We start from the raw sequence: 25,735 nt of genomic DNA, 5'->3' as shown, positions 1-25,735 counted from the left end.
TGTCGTCCCATTCCAGCGAACTAATGCCTTGGCCGTGAGCCGCCTCCCTGAGCCCGGTGACACGCCTGGCGACCACGAGAAAGTCCCCTTGCCCGCAATAGCAGTTTGGGCCCGCCCATTCAGGCTTATACGGGGGCGGATTCCCGGGTGACATGTATTGCAGCTTCTCAGATCCCTCCAGATGCCGGGCCCTCCAGAACATGTCCACTGCCTGCTCGACAGTCTGGAATCCGCGCTGAGGGCTTAGGACCGCCAGCACCTTTACCGGGCCCCTGTCTGATTCCCGCTCATCCGTGATGAGCCATGCTTTTCTGCCTGTCTTTGCCATGCCGTGAGTCTACGGCGGTCAGGGTCAGGCGTCGGTCTCCATCTTCAGCAGACGGTACATGCTCGAAACGCTGACCTGGGCGGCGTCGGCAATCTCCTTGGGTGTCATGTCCCCGGCGGCGTGCAGCCGCTTGATCAGCGCGATCTTCTTGGCGTCGTGCTTCTTGGGGCGGCCTCCGAGACGGCCGCGGGCCCGTGCGGACGCCAGGCCGGCGCTGGTGCGTTCCCGGATGAGGTCCCGCTCGAAGCTGGCCAGGCTGGCAAAGATGTTGAACACGAGCTCCCCGTTTATCGTGCTGGTGTCGATGCCCTCCATGATGGATCGAAAGGTGATGCCGCGGTCTTTGAGTTCGGCCACGAGGGACACGAGGTGTGCCATGTTGCGGCCCAACCGGTCCAGGCGCCACACAAGCAGGGTGTCACCCTTGCGGAGGTGGTCAAGCATCTTGTCCAGCTCCGGGCGTTCGGTCTTGGCGCCGCTGACGCCGTGGTCCGTGAAGATCCGGTAGGCGCCGGCCTTGTTCAGCGCGTCGAGCTGCAGCTCCGGATTCTGGTCCGTGGTGCTTACCCTGGCGTATCCAACGACGTTGCTCATGTCCGGTTCCCCATTCCTAGAAACTCATGTTCTGTGGTTGCTTCTGGGGATAGCTTATTGCATGAGTTTTAGGAATGCAAGGAATGGCGGAAACATGCGGAAACTACGGCTTATGAGAATCGCGTCAGCCGTTCCCATCCAACGTTCGTTTATGGGAATCAGCGGTGCGCGGCGGCGCGGTCCTGTAGCGCTCAAAGCGCCGGCCTTGCATGGGGTGCCCCATGTTCCCCGGCTTCCATGAGGTCGGGGAGTTACGGCCGGCGACAAGGTAGGCGGCGAAGCGCGACAACTCGAAATCCTCCATCGGGCGTCCGCCTGACTTCTTAACCGATCGGTTGAAGTTTCCCAGCACCGGGAACCTTCCCACCATCGGCCTTTTCCGTGAAGCCGCGCAAAAGGCCCCGCCGGGCGTGAACCGGGCGGGGCCTCTCGTGTGCTGCGGGTCGGTCAAAGATGGTCACGGAGCCCAACGGGCGCGTTTGCGCGGACTGGCCTTCGACCGGTCGAACTATGCAGCGGCGGCGGCCCTCAACGCCTGCTCAGCACCGGCCAGGAAGGCGCGGCCCTGACGTGTGGTGTCCAGGTCCTGCTCCCCTGATTCGACGGCGGCCAGCACGGCGGCCAGGCTGTCGGCGGTCTTGGTCATCTCTGCAGCGTTCATAGTTCCATTCTCCTACGGCGTCGGTTCCGGGCGGCCTAACAGCGTGTTCAGGCGGCCCCGCTCCTGGGCTTCCATGATCTCTTCCGCCGTCATGGTCTTGAGCTGTTCAGCAGTGACCTGTGAGCGATGGTAGACGGTCTGGTGTTCGCTCATTCCCCGTAAGCCTTTGCCTTGGAAACGACGGTCAGGCCCATGCGCTGGATCTCGTCCGGAGTGAACGGGTCATCCTTGGCGATCACTCCACCGTTGGGGCCACGGTAGAAATGGTTACCGGCTGGCCCGGCGGTTTCCGCGTCGATGCTGGCGAGGTCACCGAACAAGTCAGTGCCGGCGTCCACAAAATCCAGGTGCTTGAATTTGTCCTCACGGGCCAAAAGGTCAAGGGCCCTGTTCAGGAACACGTCGCGGTTGATTTGTTCCAGGCGGCGCCGTCCTGCCATGACACCGACAATCCCGCCCGGGCCACCGCCGGCGGTGAGTCCTACCCGGCCATGCACCGCCGGGGGCGCCGTGGGGTGTATGTGCTCCGGGATGCCAAGCTCCACCGCACGCGCCCGGTATCCGAGAACGCGGGTATTCCTGGCCTCCACAGTATCCGCGAACGCCCGGATGGCGTCGGTCACGGCCTCAAGCTGCTCGGCGAGCTCCGCGCCGTCACCGGTGGCGTGGTCTGTGATCTCGGCGTGTAGGGCCGCACATGCGGCCAGGCGTGCGGCGGCCCGTGCCTTGGCTGCCTTGCGGGTGGCCGCTTCCTGGCGCAACTTTACAAAGCTGAGCAGGCCGCGGGCCTTCTCCACTTCCTCAAACGTCACGGTGTCATCGCCGGACTTGACGGCTTCCTCCAGCGTGCTGACGAGCTGCTCAGCCTCACTGGCTTCCTGCTGAGCGTCGGCAATGATCTTGCCGGGGTCGATCTCTGACTCTGATGTGCTCATGCTGCTTGGCTCCTTTGTAGGACGTTTTCCAGTGATTCAATGTCTACTGCCCAGTTCCGGCGCCCGAGTCGGCGGGCAATGATCTTGCCGGAAGAGGCAAGGCGGCGTATGTGCCGCTCACTCCTGCCGGTCCGGGTCGCCGCTTCCATGACGCCAACCCAACTGGCACTCCCGAGTCTTCCCGGTGGGCGTCCGATATAGGCCACGAGGGCGGGGCGGTCAAGCTCGGCCCCTGACGCTTCCTGCAAGGCCCGGTAGACGGGCAATGCCCAGACCGGCACGCCCGTACCGTTCAGCCTCATTTGGCGTTCCTGGTCCCGCATGAGCGCCCGTAGGATGCTGGCTGCCACGGGGCCGCGGATGAGGTCATCCAGCGACGGCCCTTCATCCCTCATCGTCGCCGTCATCAAGAAACCCGCGGTATTCATCCGCCCATGCCTGAATATCCTTTAGGCTCCGGCTCCGCGGCCGGCCGATACCGTATCTGTTCCGGCGGGCCTGCTCGTCGATCGGGACGACTCCGCGAATACCGGACGGCTCCGCCTGTATTTCTGCCTTCATTCTGGCGATGGCCGTTTCGCCGGATTCCACCAGACCGCTGAGGTCTGGCCCGGTCCCCCTGCCGACCATGAGACCCTTCAGCTTCCGGTTGGTCCGCTCCATCTCCCGTAGCGCGGCCACACGGTGCTTGTTATCGCGTTGCCGCTTGCGCCGTGCCGCGCCCGTCCGCAACGAATCCCCCGCGAGCCTGGCTAGGCGCTGCTCTACGGCGTCAGCGGTCCCGGCGGGTGCAAGGATGCGTGCCAATGCCTTGATGGCGTCGATCGATGGACGTCTCCGCCCCAATTCCAGCCGGGAAATATGGGTGGTCCCGATGCCGGCCAGCTTCCCCAACTGCTCCTGGGTCAGGCCGGACGCCTTCCGCAAGGCCCGTACGTCCATCCCGAACGCCTGCAAGTGCTCCCGCTCCTCATCCGAGACAAGGCCGCGGGTGTCCGTGTTGCCGTCAAGGATGGGCCCAACGTGCGCGGCCACGCGTGACGTCACACCGTGTGCACCGTTGGCACCTTTCGTGCCTGTTTCCGAACGGTTCGGATGAGGATCAAGCCCAACGGGCGCATGTGCGCGGCGCCCATCGGAACCGTTCCGTTTGGATCCGGCGCTATCCGTACCGGCGTCCGTACCGTCCGGAGTTTCCCTAAGCCCAACGCGCCCGCGCCCGCCTTTGGCTTTGGTACCGTACGAACGTACGAGGTCATCCCTCATTTGGTGGCGTCCTTCCTGATGTTGGCGGGGTGATTGACGCATTCGGCCTGGTGCGCGAGGTCCACGCTCCATGCATGCCCGGAACTGACGTCGTGAACCTCCAGCGGAACGCAGAGCTCACACTCGGAGGGGCGGATGTACTTCATGCGGCCACCGCCTGAGGGCACGCGGGGCACAGGTCTGGCCGCGGCGTGACCGGGTGGGAGTTGCAGCCGGGGCCGGGCAACGGAATGAACCGGATCTCGTTGCAGTTCCGGTAGTCCAACCACGCCTCATCCCGCGCCCGGGAGTACTCCGGCGGGTATCCGTTGCGGTCGTGGCAGGCGTCGCACGTTGACCGGCCATCCGTGGCGAGCCCTACGCACTCATCCGTTGAACAAGGAACCGTGAAGATCATGCCGCCCTCGATTCAGGGAAGGCGGCCAGCCACATTTTCCGGACCTGCTCCGGAAGGTAGCCCGAGACCTCAACCAGCTGCGCCTGTGACGTGATGCCCTGCGCGTCGATCTGCTGGCGCCAGGTAATCGCGTTGGGTTCGGTCGGGTAAGCGGGGTCGATTCTGTTTCCCTGTTCCGGCTTTGAAGTACTGGGGGTAATAACTACCTTCTCCCTGCCAGTCCTGTCCCTTTCGGTTTCACTCTTGCTTGGCGATTCGATACGCGATTGGGTTTTTACCCTTGAATTGGCGGGGTTTTCCGGACCTTGGTTCTGTGCCATTTCGGGCCCCTTCTCAGAAACTCCGGTTATCCCTTGGGTTTTCGATTCGGTTAGCGGTTCGGCTGGCGAATGGGTTTCTAGCTTGGTGACGTCCTGGACCTGTTCCCGCGCCTTACCCTTGGGCCGGCCGCCCTTGCCGCCGTTCTCCCGGTTCACTTCCTGCTGCTTGATGACAGCCTCACGGGTGCGCTGATACTGGGCGTGGTGCCGGATGACGTAGGCGCTGCCGGCGTCGGTCCAGAAACCTTGCTCCACTAGCTCGCTCACGACGTCGGGCCGCTTGGCGAACCTGTGGACGTCTTCCTTGGGGATGCGGAGATCCAACAGTTTCCGGTTGCTCCAGATGAGTCCGTCCGAATGGAGTCGGTAGGCGGCGTCCGTGAGTACCCAGCAGTCGTCCGTGAAGTCATCGCTAAATTTGGTCCACGTCATGAGGCGCCGCCGGTGGGGCGGAGGATGAGGGCCACGCGCTCCAGGATGGCCGGAGACACTGGCGGAAGGCCTGCAACAACCTTGCGGGCGTGCGCCTCGATGGTTGCGCCCATGCGGGCATGGCCGGACTTGCGCCTATCTGGAGCGGCCGGGAGTGTTCGCGTAAGATCCACTTATCACCTCCGGTGCAATTGCTGGGGGCTGGTGTCCTGGGAGGGCTGCGCAATACGTTTGGCGACAGATGCGCAGCTCTCCTTTCTCTGTTCCCTGATTGCCCGTCATGCGGCAACCCCCATGGGTGCGCCGGTGATAATGCAGGCCAGCGCCATTTTCTGTTCGGCCGTGAATGGCCCGGACTCCTTGACCACGCGGCGGATGTTCTCTGCCAGGCGTGCGGCGTGATAGTCGCGGCGTAGGTCAGCGAGTACTTCCGGCGGGTACTGGACGTCGCGGCGGCTGCCGTAAGCGAGTCGAGCCCTGATGTGTGCAGGCGTGTCCATGCGCCTCTTCCTTTCTGCTGTGCTGGAGTAACGAGCACCAACCTACCGGGCGACGAGCCAGTATTCTCATCCTCGGGTTACATCTCTGTCGTTCCGCCGACCACTAAAGATTCCGCAAGTCAAGCACCGATGCATGCAAAAGTTACAACGCGCTACAGTCCCTTACAGTCGCAGGCTCCCATAACCCCCGGAATCTAGGAACACTGTGGACCATAATGGGCGGTCAAAACTCACGGCGTGTCGTGGTTTCTCGGCGTGTCGCGCTTTGGGCGTGGTCCGCTTCCAATAAACGGTCCTTTGATGGGCTGCTGAGAACGGCCACGACGGCGGCGCAAGGTTCCGCGGGATTCCGGGGCGGTCAGATTCCCGGAAGTCTTCCAACAATCAAAATGCCAAAACGGGCGTTCGGTGATGAGTTGACGGGAACGGCCGGTGGTCAGTCCTGGCCTTTGGGCTCGAACCGCACGCGCTCCGGATCGAACCGGCGGGCCGCACTGATGCCCACGGGGTCAACGTAGATGGTGAACATGGAGTCAATGACGGCCCGGCGCTGTTCGATGTCTGCGGCGTCCCACCACTCCCTGACGGTCTCCGGAGTGCCGGAATGCAGGGCTGCAAGGCTGGAGCGCTGCAAGGCCGCCAGTCGGTCCCCTGCCGCTTTGAGCAATGCGCCTACCCTGGCCGTGATCGTTTCAAGTTGCCGGGCTGTGATGGCGCCGTCCGCGTAGCTGTTGGCCGCTTCATCCAGGCGGGCCCTGAGCGCTTCGGATTCTGCCTGCAGCGTCTCCACACTTTCGGCGGCGTCAGCCCCAACAGTGAAGTGCTTGCCGGCGTCCGGGTGGGACAGTTGGCCGATGACTACCTGTTCCACCAGATCCTCTAGCGGCTGCATGTTCTGGAAGACGTGACCGGGGCCCGGCGTCGGGCACTTGTAATAGTGGCTCGCCTCAGTGTCCCGGCGGCCGCCCCTGCCCCTGCTCGATGACGTCATGGCCGCGCCACACGCGCCACACCGCACAATCCCGGACAGCAGATGCCGCACACGGCTAGAGGTGTTGGTCCGGCGCTCCGGATTCTCCAGCAGGGACTTCACGGCCCAATACTCGTCTTCCGTGATGATCAGGGGAAACACTGACTGGCCGATGACCTCGCCCTTGTAGATGGACAGACCGGCGTTGCGGGCCCGGTTCACGAGGTTTCTAAGGCTGGTGCTGGTCCACACCTGGCCGCGCCTGGTCGTGACCCCGCGGCGGTTCAGGTCATCCACCACGCTGCCGATGCTGCGGCCGGTGAGTATCGACGTCGTGGCCTTGCGGATCTCTGCGGCGTCGGCCTCCACGATGACCGGGTGGCCGTCCACCATGTGCCACCCGTACGGCACCGGCCCCCCGCTGAACTTCCCGGCCTTGGCTAGCTCCAGTTTCTTCCGCGTGATCCGCTCGCTCTTGTGCTCCGATTCGTACCTGGCCCATGCGCCTAGGGTGCGTGCCACGGCGCGGCCGGATGGGGTGCTGAGGTCAATCTCTCCGGCCCTGACTGTCTGCGTGGTGACATTGTGGGCCTCCGAGACATCGATGTACGTCTCAAGCTCCCGCGGTGAGCGATGCAGCCGGTCAGTGTGCCAGGTCAGGACGCCGCTGAAGGTCCCGGACTTCATGAGGTCCAGCAGCTCCGCATAGGCTTTGCGCGGGGCGCCGCTGTAGGCGCTGACGTCGTTGTCCACCAAGACCCGGGCAACCTGCCAGCCTAGGCGGTCAGCGAGGGCCCTGCAGTCCTGTTCCTGCCGTGCCACGCCTAGCCCGGCCCCGGTCTTGTCTGAGGATATGCGGGCGTAGATTACGGCGTTGGGAGCGGCGGGGTCGGTCATGATCTGAGTCTAGGCATGACCGGTGTCTGACTTTCTCCGCATTGGTGCGTTCGGGACACAGTGTTTTGGTCTGTAGGCAGAAAGTTGGTGGCAAATGCTACTTTTTGGGCATGACCCGAAAAGAGAAGCTTTCCATCATTGGTCAACTGGGCAGCCAGAGACGCGAAGAACTCGGCCTATCGCGGCCAAAATTGTTGAAGGAGACCGGCATCGGGTCTTTGACCACTATCCAAAACTTCGAAGAAGGCAGACATTTCCTAACCGGTGTGAACCTTCGAAAGATAGAGGCAGCGCTCGGATGGAGAGTGGGTTCCATCCATCAATGTGTGGAAGACGCCGATATTCAGCCCCAGGATATTGACATTCTCATGTTCCAGCCGGAGCCGGAGCCTGCAATTGCCACCCAGCCAGAATGGCGCCCGCCATACGAACCACCGGGCCTGTCCCTGTACACAGTTGACGAGCTGCTCGCCGAGGTGGCGCGCCGCTACAAGCTCGAAGTAGCCTACCGAGACCGCCGCATGCAGCCCGCCCAGAACTAGCGACCCCTCCCGGGCTGGAAACCCCGACGGACCAATCTAGGCAGGACAGTAGGTATTTGACATTGCCCGCACTGGAAATGTTTTCGCCGGCGAGCAGCGGGAGCGTGCAGATTTTCGTCACCGCATCGTGCGCCGAGTTCGCATGCACCGTGCACATGCCGGGCAGGCCCGAATTCAAGGCGATCAGCATGTCCAGGCTTTCCGCCTCCCTGACCTCGCCAACGACCAGCCGGTCCGGCCGCATCCGCAAGGCCTCCTTAACCAGCCGGCGCAACGGAATCTCTCCTTCGCCCTCGAGATTCGGCTGCCTGCACTGGAGGCCCACCACGTCGCGGAGCGGAAACTGCAGCTCGAAGATCTCCTCCACCGTGATGACGCGTTCGCGGGTGCCGATGCTCGCGGCGAGGCAATTGAGCATGGTGGTCTTGCCTGCCTGGGTGGCGCCGGACACGAGGATGTTGAGACCGCTGGCCACGGCCGCGCCGAGAAACCGGGCCGACTGCGGAGTCAGTGTTCCCAGCTCCACCAGATGCTCAAGCCTGCTGGCCCTGACCACGAACTTGCGGATGTTGACGGCCCAGTGGCGCCGGGTCACATCCGGGATCACGACGTGGAGGCGCGATCCATCCGGGAGCGCCGCATCGACAAACGGGGAGGACATGTCCAGCCGGCGGCCGGAACTCTTGAGCATCCGTTCCACCAGATCCCGGACCTGCTGATCCGTCAGGGACACCGACGTCAGTTCCGATTCGCCGTTGCGCGCCACGTAGATCTCGTTGGGGGCATTGAGCCAGATTTCCTCGATGGCGGGATCGTCCAGCAGCGGCTGCAGCGCCCCGAAGCCGGCCACGGCGTCGTAGACAAATCTGCGGGCTGTCTCCAAGGGCCCGAGTGGAGGCAGGGGCGCCAGGAGGGCCCGCTCGTCGTAGTCGCTGACCGCCGCTTCCACGAGACGCCGGACTTCGCCGGCCTGCCGCAGGGGATCCAGACCCCGCCGGCGAATTAGCTCGCGGACTTCGTCTTCGACAATGCGCACAGCCTCCATGCGGCCCCCCAATATGACTGTTGCCCCGGTGATGAGGCGTGCAATTGGGTTAAAGCTAGGCGGGGGCGGTCAGCCGGGCAAGAGCCTGGCGGGTCGCTTGTGGATACCGCAAGATTGCGGCACGACAACTTTCACATGGGTAACACCTGAATCACTGGTTTCAGCTTTCCGCCGGTGTCAGGGCGGGCGCGACACGTCCGACCATCCTGCGGTTTTGAACCGCAAGGCCCTTTGGCTACGATCAACTTGGGGACAGACTGACCCCAGCGGCTCAATCCGGTGGACAGCATGAGTAGTCATGAGCCCCGTTCCGGTTCGACGCTTCAGTTGCGCGAAACGCGTCCCTCATTCTGAAACGGTGCAGTGAAACCATGAAATTCCCGAAGCGCAAAGCCTTGCGCACCCGGCGGGAGAGAATCCCCCCGCTCGTACTCCGCTTCAGCGTGAGCTTCATCATTCTGTCGCTCTTCACAACGCTGTGGAGCCTCGCCTCCCCCCTGATGTCGATTCCAGATGAGGCGGCCCACACCGTTAAAGCCGCAGCTGTGGCAAGGGGGCAGTTCCTGGGTACTTCGGGCCAGACCCAAGGCGAACAGCTGAAAGTTATCGTGCCCAAGTACATCGCGGACACGCACGCTTTGAGCTGCTACGCCTTCAAAGTGAACATAACGGCGGATTGTTCACCCGGACTAAGCGCTTCTGACCGGCAACCAACGGAAGCCCGGACCTCGGCCGGCAACTACAATCCCCTCTACTACCTGGTTGTCGGTTTGCCCTCCAGAGTCCTGAGCGGCGAGCCGGCCATCTATGCCATGCGAATTGTCAGTGGCCTGCTGTGCTCATTGTTCCTGGCTGCCACGGTCCTGGCTGCAACGCAGTTCGGCAACCGCAAATGGCCCGTAGTCGCAGCGGGAGTCGCCATAACACCAATGGTTCTCTTCCTGTGCGGCGCGATTAATCCCAATGCCTTGGAGGTCGTCACCGCATCCGCCGTATTCATAAACCTCTGCCTTGTCCTCGATAATGTTCGGGATCTGTCCCGCTTCCGATTCAACATCATCGTCGTGGGGGTATCGGCTGCAGTCCTGGCCAACACTCGTGCACTTTCTCTGCTCTGGCTTGCCTTGGCTGTCGTCGCGGCTCTCCTGATGTTCCCGCTGCGCGATGTCCTCTTGCTGGTGAAGAACAGGCTGGTGCTGGCCATGACAGCCCTGATGGCCGTCGCGGCTTCGTTCGGCATTATCTGGCTCCAGACCTCCAACACCCTGGCCAGCCTGCTCGGGGTCCCCAGCAAGATCACGCCCGAACAGGCATTCGGTACAACCCTTGACCGGACGTTTGACTACGCCGCGGCCTACGTAGCCCATCTCGGATGGCTGGATACAACCGGACCCGCGGCCGTTCTTGCGTGGTGGTCCTGCCTCATAGGAGGGCTGATGGTGTCGGCCATCTCGGTCAGGCCGTGGCGCCTACGGCTGGGATTCGTTTTGCTGATCGTGGCAGCCCTGGTGATCCCGCCAGTGCTTCAGGCGCAGGTTGTCGCCGAGATCGGCTACATATGGCAAGGCAGGTACCTGCTGCCTGTTATTCTCCCGATGCTTTTCGCCGCAGGGCTGGCTATCCGCTTCCGCGACTTTCCGACCAGTCCTTTTGCCAAGAGGCTGACTGCATGGGCGATCGGTCTGACCGTGGCGGCACACACTGCGGTGTTTGCAAACGCCCTTCGCAGATACGGCGTCGGCATCTTCGCCGAAGCCAACTGGGGCGACATGTTCGGTGCACCGAAGTGGCAGCCACCGCTTGGATGGCTACCACTGACGTTGACATATCTAGTCGTCATGGCCCTGGCAGGCATTCTGCTTTACCGTCACTTGTTCAATGGCCTGGCCCCCGAGCCGAATCTCCAGACCGATGAACCCCTGGCACACTCCACGCCGGGATCTCTCCACGAGTAGATCAGCTCCAGACGCAGACCCGTGCGTACCGTCCAGACTGCCCTGCCGGCAGACCTCACCCTGTTCGTCACCCTCCATGAGGCAACAGGGCTCCTGACCGGTTGCTTGTGGATAACCGCCAAGATTGCAGCATGACAACTTTCACACGAGTAACACCTGAATCACTGGTTTCAGTTTTCCGCCGGTGTTAGGGTGGGCGCGATAAGTCAGACAATCTCAAGCTCGGGGCAACATTCTTGGCCCTTGGCCCGGCACGAGACCTATGTGACGCGGCTCCGAAAGCGTGTCATTGTTCCGGAGCGGAAAATGAAGCGGACCTTATTTCCCCCCAATCGTCACCGCGGCAGCCGAGTCGGGGTAATTCTCCTCGCGGTCTCTCTCCTGGCCGGTCCGGGTCTGGCTTCGCCGTCCGCCGCCGTCGAGCCTTCACCGACTGCCACCGCGGCGCCGGCACCCGCCGGCGCCACCGCACCGGCAGCCAAACCGGCGCCGACCGCCGGCAACGCAACAACCGCCCCGACGCCGGCTCCGGCCGCGTCCCCGGCGGCAGCTCAAGCCACTGCACCAGCCGTGCCGGCATCACCGCTGAGCGCAGCCGCCATGGCTCCGGCTCCGGGCACTCCGCAGGACCGGGCGGCCATGGGCGCGGCGGTCGGCCCGGGCGGCGCCGAGATGGGCCAGCGCTCCGCCCGTGTCGCCGGTTCGTCCAAGTCCCTCAAAACCGCCACGCAGTCGGCGTCGATCGAATCACTCACGACGCAGGGCACCTGGTCGCCGTCGTTCGGCGTCAGGGGACTGGACGTCAGCGGGCACCAGGCGAGCGTCAACTGGCAGGACCAGTGGAACATGGGCGCCAGGTTCGCTTATGTCAAAGCCAGTGAAGGCAATTACTTCACCAACGACTCCTTCGGCTCCCAGTACGACGGGGCGCGTGGCGCGGGGATGATCCGCGGCGCCTACCACTTCGCGATTCCGAACTGGTCCTCCGGAGCGGACCAGGCACAATACTTCGTCCAGAACGGCGGCGGCTGGAGCGCCGACGGCTACACTCTTCCGCCCGTGCTCGATTTTGAGTTCAACCCCTACGCGGGCCGCACCATCAACGGCTTCTACTTCGGCAACACCTGCTACGGCATGTCACCGGCGCAGCTGACATCATGGGTGCGCGACTTCGGAAACACCATGCGCTCGCTGACCGGCCGGCTTCCGGTCATCTATACGAACACCTCCTGGTGGAACCAATGCACGGCCGATGCTGCAGGTTTCGGCGACTACCCCCTGTGGGTCGCGGCCTACCCGGGAGCCGCCACCGACAACGCCGGCCCGATTCCGTCGAGCTGGGGCAACTACAGCATGTGGCAGTACAGCAGCACCGGCCCCTTCGCCGGCGATTCCAACGTCTGGAACGGCGATTACGACTCACTCCGGAGATTTGCGGGAGCCCCGCCTGTAGGCTCTTTCGATGACTTGTCCGTTTCACGCAGCGGCAGCGACGTCTCCCTGAGGGCGAGGGGGTGGGCGGTGGATCTCGCCAACCCCTCCTCGGCGATACCAACCCATGTCTATGTGACGGATCCGTCCGGCACCACGACCGGCTACGCCTGGCAGGCCAACAAGTCCCGGCCGGACGTGGATCAGGCCTACGGGTACGGCGCGTCCCACGGCTTCGACGGCACCGTCCGGATCACCGCGTCCGGAAACTACAAGGTGTGCGCTTATGCCATCGGATCGTTCGGCAACACGCTCCTGGACTGCAAGACCCTGCAGGCCAGCGGGGTGGAAGCCCCCTTGGGGAGCTTCGACAGTCTCGGACTGTCCCGGACGCCGGACAAGGTCTCCCTGCGGCTGAAGGGCTGGGCCGCGGACCCTGCAAAACCAAGCGTGTCCTCCTTCGCTGACGCGTATGTCACCGACCCGGCCGGAAACACCACCGGCTATCGCATGACCGCCAACGTCGCCCGGCCGGACGTTGCCGCCGCGACCGGCCTCGGACTGGCCCGTGGCTTTGACACCCTGATTCAGGTCCAGCTGCCGGGGACCTACAAGGCGTGTGTCTACGCCATCGGGCAAAACTCCAACGCCCTGCTGTCCTGCAACGAAATTACCGTCGGGGCCAACCCGGCGCCGGTGGGGTCATACGATTCCCTGGCGGTTACCCAGGCTCCTAACTCGGCAAACTTCCGGGTGACCGGCTGGGCGTTGGATCCGACGCGGCCCTCTTCAAGCATTCCCGTCCACGTCTACGTGCAGTCCCCGGACGGCACAAATCCCGGCTATGCCTTCACCGCGAACCGGCCGCGCCAGGACGTGAACCGTGCGCTCGGCACCGTTGGCGACCATGGCTTCGAGGCGTCCGTGGCGCTGGGCCAGGCCGGAACCTACACCGTGTGTGCCTACGCAATCCCTGTTGCCCCCGTTTCCGCAGGTAACGCCCGGCTTGGCTGCAAAACTATCGAAGTTGGCGCAACGCCCGCGACGATGGGTTATCTGGACTCGGCCTCACTCCAGACATCAGGTGGCCAGGCATCGATCAAAGTCTCCGGCTGGACCTTGGATCCGGCGTTTCCCGCCACTTCCATCCCGGAGCATGTCTACATCACTGCGCCGGACGGTACACGCAAGGGCTTCGCCTTTACGGCCGACCTCAAGAGACCGGACGTCAATAGCGCCCTCGTGACAGTGGGCAACCACGGCTTCTCGGCATCCATCCCGGTGGTTCAACGCGGTCAGTACCTCGTCTGTACCTACGGCGTAGCGGTCTCCAGGCTGAGCGCGGGCAACACGCTCCTGGGCTGCCGTCCACTGACCTACTAATGCTGGGCTGGGCCGCTAGTCCTTCGGGGCAGAGTCCCTGACCGGAGTAACGGAGGCGTTCAGATCGGTGGTTTCGCCGATTTTCTGCGGAGCGGCCTTGAAGATCCAGTGCTTGTAAAGCAGGAAGTTCCACGCGGTGGTTGCGACGGTGGCAATGATCTTGCCGATTGCATAGGAATACCCGGAACCAGCAATCAGATTGACGATCACGTCGGTGGCAACGACGTTGAAGACGACGAGCGCTCCATACTTAAGGAAGCTCACATGCGCACGGGTGCCCGACTGGAAAGTGAACTTCCGTTGGACGAAGAAATTGAAGACCAGGCTGGCCAGAAACGCGACCGGCGTGGCGATCCAAAGATCCACCCTGCCCACCTCATGCAAGAGGGCCAGCAATCCGAGGTCGATGGCGAATGAGGCCCCACCAACCACCAGGAATTTCACCAGATAGCCGTTGCGCACGAACGTCTGAAGACGGCGAACCAGACTCATGGATCCATCCCGCATGATTCTAAATTACCGCCTGTAGTCGCTGGATTGTCCGGCATGATCATTGCCCGGGGACATCAAGACAGTCTAGACCAGCACCCGGCGATGTTCAGTACGCGAACAGTTGCGGGACCGTTGGCCACAATCCGGTCAAGGGGCTCCCGGCGGGCCGGCCATCCCCACGGCTCCTTGGAAACCACGCTGCCGGCTGGTTGGATGGCCGGCCGCAAGGACCGGAGAGGCTAGGGTTGTAGGGGGTAAGGCTCGGAGCACTCCGGAGTGGAAAGGATTTTCGTTGCGCAATCGGTCCATAGGCGGAGCTGTCGCCTGCATTCTGATGGCTGGAATAGGCGTATCAGGTTGCTCCAGCGGAACGGCCATCACTGACGTGAGAGGCTCTCTTACCTCGATCGGGACCCCCGTGCAGAAAGACCCGATCGGAGCCTGGAGCAGCGCCTGGAGCAAGAAGCACAGCGCCACTTCCCTCAACTACTCACCTGACGGTTCCGACGTCGGGCTGTCCGCCTTGTCAACAGGACAGGGATACTTTGCCGCGCTCGACGCGCCCCTCACGCCGGAGCAGCAAGACCAAACGAAGTCGGCCTGCGGGCCATCGGGGGCTTTTTCCGTTCCTGTTTCGGTCACCTCCATCGGCGTTGCGTTCAACATGCCAAGCGTCCGGAGCCTCAAGCTGACGCCGTCCGTGCTGGCCGGCATCTTCTCCGGCTCCATCACCCGCTGGGACGCGCATGAGATCGCTGAGATCAATCCGGGCACATCCCTTCCGTCCTCGAAGATCGTTCCCGTCACGGCGACGGAGCCAAGCGCCCAAACAACAGCAGCCACCAAATATCTAAGCGGCGGCCAGCGCTGGCCGGCAGGCGTTTCCGCCGTTTGGCCGAAAACCGAAAACGGGATTCAAGTCAAAAAGTACACGGATATCGCCGGCAAGGTTGACCAGACGGCCGGATCCATCGCGTTCATGGATCTGGGTTCGATCGGCGCGCGCTTCGACACGGCATTTTTGTCCTTTGGAGGCGGTTTTGTCCGCATCTCAAAGGACTCCTCGGCACTCGCCGCTCAGGAAGGCCACACCCGGACGTTGCCCACCGGCATCGAGTTCACGCTTCCCGAAACAAGTGACCAGGGCTACGCCCTCGGCGTCGTCAGCTACCAGGCTTTTTGCCGTTCGTATAAGAATGCCCCTTTGACCACCCTCGTAAAGTCCTGGGCAAAATTCGTGCTCAGTCCCGACGGCCAGGTCGCATCCTCATTTTTCGCCAATGTCGCCTCGCCCAGCGAAGCCGCCCTGCGGGAGTCCAACAAACTGATTCAGACTATCGGGGAGTCGAATTGATCCACGCAGCCGAGGCCAACAAACCGTCGTCGCCCGCCGCCGCGGGCATGAGCACCTCGCCGCGCGGCCCGTTCCGCAGGTACAGAGTGTCGTCCGCCACCCGCAGCGGGCTGAGGTTCTTCCTGCCCGTATTCGCCCTGCTCTCGGCCCTCATCACCCTGTGGATCCTGGCGACGCCCCTCATGGCCTACCCGGATGAACCCTCGCATACCATCAAGGCGGCAGCAGTCGCCCGGGGCCAGTTCTTCCCGGGTCCCGGAGAATCCTACGGCCACGGAATCCACGTCCAGGTTCCGTCCTACATCGCCAACGTGCAATCCCAGATGTGCTTTGCCTTCCATATGCAAGACACAGCGGGCTGCGCTCCCGACATCCCCCTGGATGACAACTACCTCACCATCGGCGTCACCTCGGCGGGCCTGTACAACCCGTTGTACTACTGGCTTGTCGGGCTGCCGAGCCTGTTCATGTCCGGTGCCCCCGCAATCTTTGCCATGCGGATCGTCAGCGGCCTGCTGTCCGCGGCGTTCTACGCCGCCGGCCTCACGGCCCTGTCGCGTCTTCGCCATCCGAAATGGCCTCTGATCGCCGCCGGCATTTCGACGACGCCGATGGTGCTGTTCCTGGCAAGCGGCATCAACCCCAACTCCCTGGAAGTTGCGGCTTCCATGGCCGCATTCTGTGGGCTGGTTTCAGTGCTGGAGAACTCACGGCACCTGGAACGCGCGCGCCCCGGCATTTTGACCGTCGGCATCTCGGCCGCGACACTGGCCAACACCCGAAATGTGTCCCTCCTCTGGCTTCTCTGCGGCGCAATAGTTGCCTGCCTCTTCTTCCGCCGGGCTGACATTTCCGCCATCTTCCGGAACCGCATCGTGCTGACGGTCACTGCCCTGACAACAGTGGGAATCGCCCTGGGTGTGGCCTGGAACCTCCTCATGTTGCGGGCCCCTGCCTCCGCCGGAGAGGCTCCGGCAGGAATCTCGAACGTCAGCGGTGAGGTGCGTCCCTATAACGCGTTCCTGACCATGATGGACAAGTCGTTCGACTTTTTCGGCCAGTACATCGGGGTAGCCGGGTGGCTGGACGCGCCGGTGCCGCAAGGAGTCATCATGTTCTGGAACATGTTGCTCGTCGGGTTGCTCCTGATGGTGTTTCTCGTCCGCCCGTATCGGCTGCAAGGCGCGTTCTGGGTTGCGCTGGCATTCCTCGCCGTGGTTCCGGCGGTAGTCCAGGCGGCACTGGTCAACACCACCGGCTTCATCTGGCAGGGACGGTACAGCCTTCCGCTGTTCGCGATCGCCCTCATTTCCGCAGGACTGGCCATGAGGTTCCGGCCCTTCCGCCAGCGCCCGCAGAGCCGGACCATCACCCGGGTTGTCCTGCTGGCAGTCTGCGTGGCCCACGTCTACGCCTTCCTGAATGTGCTCCGGCGCTACGTTGTCGGCCTGCAGGAGTGGGGCAACTGGCAGACCATGTTCACGGTTCCCGGCTGGCAGCCTCCGCTGTCCTGGGAGGTCCTCACCGTGCTCTTCGCCGCAGCGCTGCTGGTTTCGGCTTCGAAGTTGTTCTCCTACCTGTATCCAAGCGCCGAACTGCTGCCGCGGTTGTCCCGACAGATCAGACGGCTGCGCGCCGTCCGCAAGCGCTAGCCCTGCGCAGCCGCCCGAGAGGTTAGCAGCCGACCGAGAGGGCATGCGTAAAAAGGACCCGTTCAAGCTTTCCGCTCGAACGGGTCCTTTGCCGTCGCCCCTGGAATTCTTAGCCTTGGGAGTCCTCAGCGCTCATGTAGGCCTTGAGCCGTTCTGACGACTGCGGCGGCACAAACCCCGTGGCCTTGATCTTATCCAGCGCCAGGACGCTGTTCAGCGGACGCGGCGCCGCCGCCTTGTCCTTGAAATACTCCTCGGTGCTGACCCCTGAAACGTCCGTGCCCTGCGCTCCTGCCAGGCCAAACACGTCCGCTGCGATCGCGGCCCAGGACTGGGGCTCGCCGTCGCTGCTGTAGTTGTACGTCCCGTAAGGCGCGTGCGACTCCAGCAGGTGGCGGATGGCGGCCGCTATGTCCGAGGTGAAGCTCAAGCGGCCGATCTGGTCATCGACCACGCTCGGCTTGATGCCCCGGCGGGCCAGGGACGCCATGGTCCGGACGAAGTTGTTGCCTTCTCCGATGACCCAGCTCGTCCGCACGATGTAGTGCCGCGGGACGTTGCCGACAACGGCATCTCCGGCCGCCTTGGTCTGCCCGTACACGCCGAGCGGGCTCAACTCCTCGTCTTCGGGGTGCTGCGCCGACGTGCCGTTGAAGACGTAATCGCTGGAAACGTGCACCAGTGCAATACCGTGGGCGGTGGCGATCTTGGCAAGTTCGGCGACGGCCTGGACGTTGCTGGCCCAGGCGTGCCGGCGCCCTTCCGGCGTCTCCGCCTCATCCACCGCAGTGTAAGCGGCAGCGTTGATGATCGCCGAGTAGTTGTTCCAGTTACGCCCGGTGTAACTGGAGGCGGAGGAGAGATCGAACTCGGCGCGGCCGGCAAACTCAACGGAGGCCTCGCCGTCGTATGCAGCCCGCAGGGCCCGGCCCAGCTGCCCGTTGGCGCCGAGCACCAGGATCTTCTTCGGCGGCATCGGGACGACGTCCGCGAGGTGGGGATGCGCCTTGTCCTTGTCGGACAGCTCGGCCCGGTCCAGCGGGATCGGCCAGGGGATGTTGGCCGCGCCGTCCGCGAGATTCAGGAAGGTGTACTGGCCCTGGGCATCGGCGCTCCAGTGATCGTTCACGAGGTACGTGTACGCGGTGTTGTCCTCGAGCGTCTGGAAAGCGTTCCCCACGCCACGGGGGATGAAGATCGCCTGGCTGGCGTCGAGTTCGGCCGTGAAGACCTTGCCGAAACTGAGCCCCTTCCGGAGATCCACCCAGGCGCCGAAAATGCGGCCCGTCGCCACGGAAATGAACTTGTCCCACGGTTCGGCGTGGATGCCCCGGGTGGTACCGGCCTTTTCGTTAAATGAGATGTTGTTCTGGACCGGCGAAAAATCGGGCAGCCCCAAGGCCATCATCTTCTCCCGCTGCCAGTTCTCCTTGAACCAGCCGCGGTTATCGCCGTGGACGGGAAGGTCATAGAGAACGACGCCGGGGATGGGCGTTTCGGTGGCCTTCAACGGCTTCGAGAATTCGATTGTCACGTTACTGGCCCTGCTCCTTGTACTTCGCCTCGGTCGCGGCCTTTTGCGGACGCCACCACGACTCGTTCTCGCGGTACCACCGGATCGTGTCTTCGATTCCGGCGTCGAAGTTCGAGTACTGGGGCGTCCACCCCAGCTCATTGCGGAGTTTGGTGGAATCGATCGCGTAGCGCATGTCATGGCCCGGCCGGTCCACGACGTGGTCGTAGGCATCAGACGGCTGCCCCAGGTGTTCGAGGATGAGCTCGACAACCTCCTTGTTGTTCTTCTCACCGTCGGCACCGATCAAATAGGTTTCGCCGATCTTCCCCTGGTCGATGATAGTCAGGACAGCCGAGGAGTGGTCGTTGGCGTGGATCCAGTCACGGACGTTCTCGCCCTTGCCGTAGAGCTTGGGGCGGATGCCGTCGATGACGTTGGTGATCTGCCGGGGAATGAACTTCTCCACGTGCTGGTACGGCCCGTAGTTATTGGAGCAGTTGCTGATGGTCGCCTGCAGGCCAAAGGACCGGACCCAGGCCCGGACCAGAAGGTCGGAGCCGGCCTTTGTCGAGGAGTACGGGCTGGAAGGGTTATAGGGCGTGCTCTCGGTAAACCGTTCGGGATCGTCGAGCTCAAGATCGCCGTACACCTCGTCAGTGGAGATGTGGTGGAACCGCTTGTTGTGCTTCCGGGCGGCTTCGATCAGCGTGTACGTTCCGATGATGTTCGTGTCCAGGAAGGGACGCGGATCATGCAGCGAGTTGTCGTTGTGGGACTCTGCGGCGTAGTGAACCACGACGTCGTGCTCGCCCACCAGGGCGTCGACGAGGGCCGCATCGGTAACATCCCCACGGACAAATTCAAAACGGTCTCCCGGAAGATCCTTGAGCGATTCGAGGTTTCCCGCATAAGTGAGCTTGTCCAGGACCGTGACACGACGGTCGGTGTTGGACATCACGTAGTGAACAAAGTTCGAACCAATGAAGCCGGCACCGCCGGTAACCAGGAGTTTCTGCATGCACCCAGCCTACCGAACGCCCGCGGATAGCTCAGAACCGCGTCCGCGTCCTTCGGAAGGCTTCGACCATGAGCCGCAGCAGCATGATCCGTGCTGCCAGTATCTTGGGGAGCGAGCGCCAGCCGGCAGGAGTCTGGTTTTCCTCATGAAGCCGCCGGTAAATGGTGGACTCGTCCAGGTGCGTGATCGAGCCGGCAACGTTTCCGCAGATGGCCAGCCAGAGGTCGTGGGACTCCCGGACATACGGGGGAATCGGCGCGAAGTTCCTGGCTGCATCGCGGCGGAACGCCATCCCGCAGCCGTAGTACGCCCGGTAGCCCACCAGGATGCCCGCCAGGTTGGCGAGGTGCCGGCGAGAGTCCGATGAGCGCAGCCGCGGGATCCAGGGCCGGGGGCCGCCCCCGAGCATGTCGAAGTTGCTGCCGACCACCTGGGACTCCGCCAGGGCCGCGAGCATCAAGTCAACCCGGCCTGGGATCCAGATGTCGTCCTGGTCGGAAAGGAAGATGTACTCGCCCCTGCTGAGCCGGACCGCTTCCTCGAAGGTGCGCACGTAGCCCCTGTTGACCGACGACCGAACGAGGCGGATGCGGGCGTCAGTGATTCCGCCGATGACCGAGGCCGTCGCGTCGGGGGACGCGTCGTCGACGATGACGAGCTCGTCGTCGGCACCCAGCTCCGCGAGGATGGAAGAGATCTGCTCCTGGACGAAAGGAGCCCCCTTGTAGGTGGCCATGCACACGCTCACCCGGATTTTCGGCCCGTCCGGCGTCGTCGAATCGTTCATGCAGACCACTCTAGGTGACTATGGCGGCGGCGGCCGGAGCCGGGTGATCACGTATCATCGATAGGTCAAGCCCTCCAGCAATAGGACCGTACACCGCATGAGACCCGTATTGCTCCGGCTTGCAGGCTTCACCCTGCTGCCGTTGCTGGCGCTGGTTCTGCCCTTCCTCCTCCTGCCGGTAATCGCGCGGGTCGTGGGTGCTGCGGGATGGTCCAGCATCACCGCCGGCCAGGCCATCGGAGTCTTTGCAGCGACGATCATCCTCTGGAGCTGGAACATTTCGGGGCCGGTGGAAATTGCCCGCGCCGGCGCCTCCCCCGCCCGGGCCGCCCTGTACTCCTCCAGCATCCGTTCCCGGACGGTGATTGCAACAGTTGTCCTGCCGCTCATGACCCTGATCGTCGCGCTCGTGGCCCACGATGGCTTCCGCCTCGATGCGATCACCATGGCCTGGGCGACCGCCCTCACCGGATTTTCGCCCGCGTGGTACGGGATCGGCACCGGACAACCCCGGATCCTCGCCGTCTACGACACCCTCCCCCGCTTCTGCGCGGCGATCGTCAGCGCACCGCTCATCGTTGCCACCGGCCAGGTGTGGACGTACGGCGTCCTGTCCGTGCTTGCGACCGCCGCGTCACTTGTCGCATTCCACAAGAGGTTCGGCGAGCCACGGACCTGGCTGCCGAAGAGTCCGCGGAGCGTCCTCCGGGAGATCATCCCCCACGCGGGCACGGCGGGCATCAACCTTACGGGGAGCGCCTACGCGTCCGCGCCCGTGCCCATTGCCACCGCCACCGTGCCGTCCGCCGCCGCCACCGCCGGCTTCGCCTCCGCCGACGCCATCTACCGGCTTGGGCTCTTCAGCGTAGTTGCCCTCGGCAACACCTTCCAGGGCTGGACGCTCGAGCACGATGCCGCCGATCCGCGACGCCGGCACATCGTCGCCCTGTCCGCGCACGCGATCCTCGGCGTTGCGGGCGGAGCGTTCCTGGGCTTGTTCGGTCCCTGGGTCTCCGGCGTCATGTTCGGTGAGGCCGTCCGCGCCGATACGCTGACAAGTGTCTACTACGGAGTGTCCTTTTTCTTCCTCTCTGCCTCAACGCCCCTTATCAGGAATCTGCTGATTCCCGCCCGGCGCCAGAAGGCTGTCCTGATGTGGACCGGGATATCGGCCGTAGCAGGCGTGTTTCTCATGATTGTTGCCGGCCTGACGTCGAATGTTCCGGCCGTCGCACTGGGAATGGCGGTGAGCGAGGCGATCCTGTTCCTCGGACTGCTTGCCCCTGCCGTGAGGATCCTGCCCGCGGTTGTCCGTCTGTCAACAGTGGAAAGGTAGGATCATCAGCGTGACTGAAAGACGCCAGCGGCGGATTGCCGCCGTAATAGCAGCGTTCAACCCCGACGGCGAGCTGCTGACCAACGCTGCCGCCATCCGGGCACAGGTCGACGAGCTCATCGTCGTGGACGATTGCAGCTCCGTCCCGGACGCTGCCGGCATCTTCAGCCAGCTGCAGCAGCAGGGCATCAAAGTCCTGGCGCTGCCCCGCAATTCCGGCATCGCCGCCGCCCTGAACCGGGGCGTTGAGGAGCTCGAGTCGACAACGACGCCGGAGTTCATCCTCACTTTCGATCAGGACTCGTTGCCCGTGGCCGGCTACGTTGACAACGCCCTCGCGTGCTACGACCGGGCAACCGCTGCCAGCCGGAAGGTCGCGTTCGTTTGCGCAGAATCCTTCAGCGGGCACCGGGTCCCCGCACTGGGGGCTGCGGACGGTTTTCCTGAGGCTTTTGATCCGATGCAGTCCGGCTTCTTCATCCCGGTCACCACTCTCGCGGCCATCGGCAGGTTTGAGACCGGATTCTTCATCGACTGCGTGGATTCCGAGTTCACGGCCCGTGCCCGGGCTGCCGGTTACAGTGTGCTGATCGGTGCGGGTTGCGAAGTCGGGCACCGGCTTGGGGCACGCCTTCCGGCCACGGTGTTCGGCAGGCCGCTGCGGTTCAAGGGCGACGTCATGTCCTTTAACTACTACTCGCCGTTCAGGATGTACTACATCGTGCGCAACGGGACGACCCTCGTACGGCGCTACTGGCGCCGGAACCCTGCCTGGATCCTCCGCCGGCTCGTTGAGGAAACCAAGGCGCAGGTGCTCCGGTTCGCGTTCAGCCCCGGCCGCCGTGACCTGATGATCGCCGCATGGCACGGACTGCTTGACTCCGGGCGCGGACGAGACGGCCAGATCAGCAATGAACTCGTCAACCGCTTCAGAGCCCGTTGATATATTGGAGAACTATGAAAATTCATGACTCGACCCGTGTCCTGGTCATCATGCCGGCGTGGAACGAAGCCGAGTCGGTGGGCAACACCGTTCGCGAAGTGCTCGGTATGGGACGCCCCTACGATGTTCTCGTCGTCAACGACGGCTCGACGGATTCCACGGCCGACATTGCCAAGGCGGCCGGCGCGACCGTCCTGAACCTGCCGTTCAATCTGGGCGTCGGGGGTGCCATGCGGGCCGGCTTCAAGTACGCGCAGCGTCTTGGCTACCGCCGGGTGATCCAGGTGGACGCAGACGGCCAGCACGATCCCCGCAACATCGACGAAGTCCTGGCCGGTCTGGAATACGCCGACATCTCCATCGGCGCACGGTTTGCCGACCGCGGCGACTATCAGGTCACTGGTCCGCGCAAATGGGCCATGCAACTTCTGGCCAAGGTGATTTCGGGGCTGGCCAAGACGCGGCTGACGGACGTGACGTCCGGCTTCCGCGCGGCGAACGAGCGGGCCATCAGCCAATATCTGGACCACTATCCCGCCGAGTATCTGGGCGACACCATCGACTCCCTCGTCGTCGCCGTCCGGTCAGGGTGCAAAGTGACACAGATTCCGGTCGAGATGCGCCCGCGCCAGGGCGGCACGCCCAGCCACAACCCGTTCAAGGCGGCTATCTATCTCGGCCGCTCGGCATTCGCCCTGCTGTTCGCCCTGACCCGTAAGCCGTCAACGATTCCCGCGGCGCCGCTGACCGCTCAGGGGAGGGCACTGTGACAAATCTGGCGGCCTTCGTTCTCTCGCTGGCCATTGTCGGCGTCGTCTTCGAGATGCTTCGGCGGAAGAAACTTCGCGAAAAATACGCCGCGCTGTGGCTGATCGTCGGCGTCGGTACCCTCATTCTTGCGGCTTTTCCCCGTCTTCTGACCATTGTCACCGAACTCGTCGGCGTGCAGCTGCCGTCCAACCTGCTGTTCATCATCAGCATCCTGTTGCTGTTGGGCGTCTGCCTGCACTTGTCCTGGGAAATCTCGGTTGTGGAAGATGAAACCCGCACCCTGGCCGAGGAAGTCGCCATCCTGCGCACCATGGTCGAGGAAATGTCGTCCCAGGACTCCGACGGCGACACGTCGGCGACCCCGAAGTCACAGTAGCGGGCGCCGAATCCACCCATGGCACTCGATATCTTCATCCCCTACTGGGGCGACGTTAATTTCATGAAGCAGGCCGTCGACAGCGTCCTGGCCCAGACAAACGGGGACTGGCGACTGACGGTCGTGGACGACGCCTACCCTGGCGATGCGGTCCGGCGCCACGTCGAGGGGATGCGCGATCCCAGGGTCACGTACATCCGGAAAGACACCAACCAGGGCATCACCGAAAACTTCCGGAGCTGCGTCTCGCTGGCAACGCAGGACGTCCTGGTGGTCATGGGGTGTGACGATTTGTTGCTGCCTAACTTCGTTGACGTGGTGCTCCGCGCCCATTCGGCATTTCCCGAAGCCTGGATCATCCAGCCCGGCGTCCAGGTCATCGATGAAACCGGCAACGCGGCGGTCCCGCTGGCAGATATCGTCAAGCAGCGCCTGGTCAAGCCGCGCGGTTCGGGCCCCCGCCTCGTGTCCGGCGAACCGCTGGCCGTCAGCCTGCTCCACGGTGACTGGCTGTATTGGCCCTCCCTGGCCTTCCGCAGGGACCGGATCCGGGACTACGATTTCCGCGACGGCTTCCCGGTCATCCAGGATCTCGCCCTCGTCATGGACATGGTCTTGGGTGGGGCGGAGCTGCTGATCGAGCCGGAAACCTGTTTTGAGTACCGGCGGCACACCAACAGTGCTTCGTCGGCGAAGCTTGTGGACGGTTCCCGGTTTGTCGGCGAGCGTGACTATTTCGACTTGGCGGTGAATCTCTGCACTGCGAAGGGGTGGCATAGAGCCGCCAGCGCAGCAAGGTTGCGGCTGACGTCACGGGCCCACGCCCTCCTGTTCGTCACCAGCGCACTTCGGCAGGGTGGCTCCGGGCCTTTGGGGACGCTCCTCCGACATGCTTTCGGAAAGTGAGATCGCCTCAGATGAATGATGAGCCGCAAGGCCCCACATGCGCCGTCTCAGGCGTCGTCACGGCATTCCGGCCGACAACTGAGCTGATCAGCAATGTTGACTCACTGCTGCGGCAACTTGCCGCCGTCGTGGTGGTGGACGACGGCGGGGGTCCCGGCTTTGACCATATTTTCGCAGCCCTCGCCGACGCCGGCGCCGTGATTGTCCGTCTCGCAGAAAACTCCGGCATCGGTGCAGCGTTGAACGCGGGCATCCGTCGGGCGAGGGAAAGCGGCAGCCCCGAGTACGTTCTCACGGTGGACCAGGACTCGCACTTGCCCGGGGGCTACATCCGGGCGCTCCTGGATGCGGCCGTAGCCGCGCGCGCCGCCGGCATCGAACCCGGTCTAGTCTCGCCCTCGAGAATTCATGGAAACCCCGTCAAGCGGGCCGGGTCCAGGAACGGCGTGGCCCTGGGCAAGGAGCCCATCCAGTCCGGGCTCATGATCCCGGTCGCCACTTTGGATGCAATCGGCGGGTTCTGGGAAGAGCTGTTCATCGATCTGGTTGACACCGAGTACTACTTCCGTGCCCTCGACGCCGGCCTGCCAACCGTTCTCGCCAAGGCGGAGTTCGACCATTCCCTGGGAACCATGGTTGACGCCAGCCTTCTCGGCCGGATCGTGGAAGCGGGCGGGCGGCCGTTGAAGGTCCGCATCGCCGCCACATGGCGCTACTACTACATCTTCAGGAACCGGCTCCTCGTCAGCCGGCGGTACGCCACCCGCTATCCGGCCTGGGTGGCAGCAGGGATCTGGACGGATCTGCGCCACTTGCTGGTTGTCACGGTGCTGGCGCCCGGACGTTCCGCCCGGCTCGGGTTCGTATTCCGGGGCATCGTAGACGGCCTCCGCGGCCGAAGCGGGCGGGGACAATTCGACTGAATCCG

The 25,735-nt window shown here is 63.5% G+C and carries 24 protein-coding genes; 10 read left to right on the top strand and 14 right to left on the bottom strand.

The genetic code is table 11. The features are described from left to right. Nucleotides 1-352: 352 nt before the first annotated feature. From ACQCSY_RS15875 to ACQCSY_RS15830, 10 genes are all read right to left on the bottom strand, one after another. The gene (locus ACQCSY_RS15875) at nucleotides 353-922 is read right to left on the bottom strand and encodes a recombinase family protein (protein ID WP_427130251.1); all 570 of its coding nucleotides are present in this window, start codon (nucleotides 920-922) and stop codon (nucleotides 353-355) included. Nucleotides 923-1,430: 508 nt separating this feature from the next. Next, nucleotides 1,431-1,583, bottom strand: a complete 153-nt coding sequence (locus tag ACQCSY_RS15870) for a hypothetical protein (protein WP_427130249.1) — start codon at nucleotides 1,581-1,583, stop codon at nucleotides 1,431-1,433. A 12-nt stretch (nucleotides 1,584-1,595) separates the two neighbouring features. Beyond that, the gene (locus tag ACQCSY_RS15865; protein WP_427130248.1) at nucleotides 1,596-1,736 is read right to left on the bottom strand and encodes a hypothetical protein; all 141 of its coding nucleotides are present in this window, start codon (nucleotides 1,734-1,736) and stop codon (nucleotides 1,596-1,598) included. Continuing rightward, nucleotides 1,733-2,518, bottom strand: coding sequence for a hypothetical protein (locus ACQCSY_RS15860; RefSeq protein ID WP_427130246.1), 786 nt, complete (start codon nucleotides 2,516-2,518; stop codon nucleotides 1,733-1,735). The genes ACQCSY_RS15865 and ACQCSY_RS15860 overlap by 4 nt, the downstream gene beginning before the upstream one ends. A 384-nt stretch (nucleotides 2,519-2,902) precedes the next feature. Continuing rightward, complete coding sequence (locus tag ACQCSY_RS15855; protein WP_427130245.1) at nucleotides 2,903-3,565, bottom strand: helix-turn-helix domain-containing protein; 663 nt, start codon at nucleotides 3,563-3,565, stop codon at nucleotides 2,903-2,905. A 215-nt stretch (nucleotides 3,566-3,780) separates the two neighbouring features. Further along, the gene (locus tag ACQCSY_RS15850; RefSeq protein WP_427130244.1) at nucleotides 3,781-3,930 is read right to left on the bottom strand and encodes a hypothetical protein; all 150 of its coding nucleotides are present in this window, start codon (nucleotides 3,928-3,930) and stop codon (nucleotides 3,781-3,783) included. Nucleotides 3,931-4,177: 247 nt separating this feature from the next. Then, on the bottom strand, nucleotides 4,178-4,825 hold the full coding sequence (locus tag ACQCSY_RS15845) for a hypothetical protein (RefSeq protein ID WP_427130242.1): 648 nt from the start codon (nucleotides 4,823-4,825) through the stop codon (nucleotides 4,178-4,180). Between the two features lie 386 nt (nucleotides 4,826-5,211). Then, the gene (locus ACQCSY_RS15840; RefSeq protein WP_427130240.1) at nucleotides 5,212-5,433 is read right to left on the bottom strand and encodes a hypothetical protein; all 222 of its coding nucleotides are present in this window, start codon (nucleotides 5,431-5,433) and stop codon (nucleotides 5,212-5,214) included. A gap of 436 nt (nucleotides 5,434-5,869) precedes the next feature. Beyond that, a complete protein-coding gene (locus ACQCSY_RS15835) occupies nucleotides 5,870-7,300 on the bottom strand; it encodes a recombinase family protein (protein ID WP_427130238.1) in 1,431 nt (476 codons plus the stop codon). A gap of 366 nt (nucleotides 7,301-7,666) precedes the next feature. After that, complete coding sequence (locus ACQCSY_RS15830; protein WP_427130236.1) at nucleotides 7,667-8,887, bottom strand: CpaF family protein; 1,221 nt, start codon at nucleotides 8,885-8,887, stop codon at nucleotides 7,667-7,669. 371 nt (nucleotides 8,888-9,258) lie between these two features. Between ACQCSY_RS15830 and ACQCSY_RS15825 the strand changes: the two genes are divergently transcribed. Beyond that, the gene (locus ACQCSY_RS15825; RefSeq protein ID WP_427130234.1) at nucleotides 9,259-10,842 is read left to right on the top strand and encodes a DUF2142 domain-containing protein; all 1,584 of its coding nucleotides are present in this window, start codon (nucleotides 9,259-9,261) and stop codon (nucleotides 10,840-10,842) included. Between the two features lie 306 nt (nucleotides 10,843-11,148). Next, nucleotides 11,149-13,656 carry a lysozyme gene (locus ACQCSY_RS15820; RefSeq protein WP_427130232.1) on the top strand — a complete coding sequence of 836 codons (2,508 nt, stop codon included), beginning with the start codon at nucleotides 11,149-11,151 and terminating at the stop codon, nucleotides 13,654-13,656. Between the two features lie 15 nt (nucleotides 13,657-13,671). On the opposite strand, the gene ACQCSY_RS15815 is transcribed toward ACQCSY_RS15820, so the two are convergent. After that, nucleotides 13,672-14,148 carry a GtrA family protein gene (locus ACQCSY_RS15815; RefSeq protein WP_427130230.1) on the bottom strand — a complete coding sequence of 159 codons (477 nt, stop codon included), beginning with the start codon at nucleotides 14,146-14,148 and terminating at the stop codon, nucleotides 13,672-13,674. A 334-nt stretch (nucleotides 14,149-14,482) separates the two neighbouring features. On the opposite strand from ACQCSY_RS15815, the gene ACQCSY_RS15810 reads away from it, so the two are divergent. Both ACQCSY_RS15810 and ACQCSY_RS15805 read left to right on the top strand, forming a co-directional pair. Then, nucleotides 14,483-15,502 (top strand): substrate-binding domain-containing protein, encoded by a 1,020-nt coding sequence (locus ACQCSY_RS15810; RefSeq protein WP_427130228.1) that lies wholly within the window; start codon nucleotides 14,483-14,485, stop codon nucleotides 15,500-15,502. After that, nucleotides 15,499-17,154 (top strand): DUF2142 domain-containing protein, encoded by a 1,656-nt coding sequence (locus tag ACQCSY_RS15805; RefSeq protein WP_427130226.1) that lies wholly within the window; start codon nucleotides 15,499-15,501, stop codon nucleotides 17,152-17,154. The genes ACQCSY_RS15810 and ACQCSY_RS15805 overlap by 4 nt, the downstream gene beginning before the upstream one ends. Nucleotides 17,155-17,263: 109 nt before the next feature. Here ACQCSY_RS15805 and ACQCSY_RS15800 read toward each other — a convergent pair whose 3' ends face one another. Genes ACQCSY_RS15800 through ACQCSY_RS15790 form a run of 3 tightly spaced genes read right to left on the bottom strand, consistent with a single transcriptional unit; the run spans nucleotide 17,264 to nucleotide 20,475 of the window. After that, on the bottom strand, nucleotides 17,264-18,688 hold the full coding sequence (locus tag ACQCSY_RS15800) for a sugar nucleotide-binding protein (RefSeq protein ID WP_427130224.1): 1,425 nt from the start codon (nucleotides 18,686-18,688) through the stop codon (nucleotides 17,264-17,266). A gap of 1 nt (nucleotide 18,689) precedes the next feature. After that, a complete protein-coding gene (rfbB, locus tag ACQCSY_RS15795; RefSeq protein ID WP_427130222.1) occupies nucleotides 18,690-19,688 on the bottom strand; it encodes a dTDP-glucose 4,6-dehydratase in 999 nt (332 codons plus the stop codon). A gap of 31 nt (nucleotides 19,689-19,719) precedes the next feature. After that, nucleotides 19,720-20,475, bottom strand: coding sequence for a glycosyltransferase (locus ACQCSY_RS15790; RefSeq protein WP_427130220.1), 756 nt, complete (start codon nucleotides 20,473-20,475; stop codon nucleotides 19,720-19,722). A gap of 97 nt (nucleotides 20,476-20,572) precedes the next feature. Between ACQCSY_RS15790 and ACQCSY_RS15785 the strand changes: the two genes are divergently transcribed. From ACQCSY_RS15785 to ACQCSY_RS15760, 6 genes are read left to right on the top strand one after another with little or no spacing between them, the layout of a single operon-like run. Continuing rightward, the gene (locus ACQCSY_RS15785; protein WP_427130219.1) at nucleotides 20,573-21,811 is read left to right on the top strand and encodes a polysaccharide biosynthesis protein; all 1,239 of its coding nucleotides are present in this window, start codon (nucleotides 20,573-20,575) and stop codon (nucleotides 21,809-21,811) included. Between the two features lie 10 nt (nucleotides 21,812-21,821). Beyond that, the gene (locus ACQCSY_RS15780) at nucleotides 21,822-22,754 is read left to right on the top strand and encodes a glycosyltransferase (RefSeq protein ID WP_427130218.1); all 933 of its coding nucleotides are present in this window, start codon (nucleotides 21,822-21,824) and stop codon (nucleotides 22,752-22,754) included. A gap of 14 nt (nucleotides 22,755-22,768) precedes the next feature. Then, nucleotides 22,769-23,524, top strand: a complete 756-nt coding sequence (locus ACQCSY_RS15775) for a glycosyltransferase family 2 protein (RefSeq protein WP_427130217.1) — start codon at nucleotides 22,769-22,771, stop codon at nucleotides 23,522-23,524. Next, nucleotides 23,521-23,901 (top strand): DUF2304 domain-containing protein, encoded by a 381-nt coding sequence (locus ACQCSY_RS15770; RefSeq protein WP_427130216.1) that lies wholly within the window; start codon nucleotides 23,521-23,523, stop codon nucleotides 23,899-23,901. Before ACQCSY_RS15775 ends, ACQCSY_RS15770 begins: the two co-directional genes overlap by 4 nt. An 18-nt stretch (nucleotides 23,902-23,919) precedes the next feature. Beyond that, entirely contained in the window at nucleotides 23,920-24,807 is an 888-nt protein-coding gene (locus ACQCSY_RS15765) for a glycosyltransferase (RefSeq protein WP_427130214.1), read from the top strand. A gap of 11 nt (nucleotides 24,808-24,818) precedes the next feature. Further along, on the top strand, nucleotides 24,819-25,730 hold the full coding sequence (locus tag ACQCSY_RS15760) for a glycosyltransferase (protein ID WP_427130212.1): 912 nt from the start codon (nucleotides 24,819-24,821) through the stop codon (nucleotides 25,728-25,730). Nucleotides 25,731-25,735 lie beyond the last annotated feature (5 nt).

The sequence above is a fragment of the Pseudarthrobacter sp. S9 genome (assembly GCF_050156545.1).
Lineage (GTDB): Bacteria > Actinomycetota > Actinomycetes > Actinomycetales > Micrococcaceae > Arthrobacter.
The sequence above is the reverse complement of the archived record's forward strand: the minus strand, read 5'-3'. Positions and strand labels throughout refer to the sequence as shown.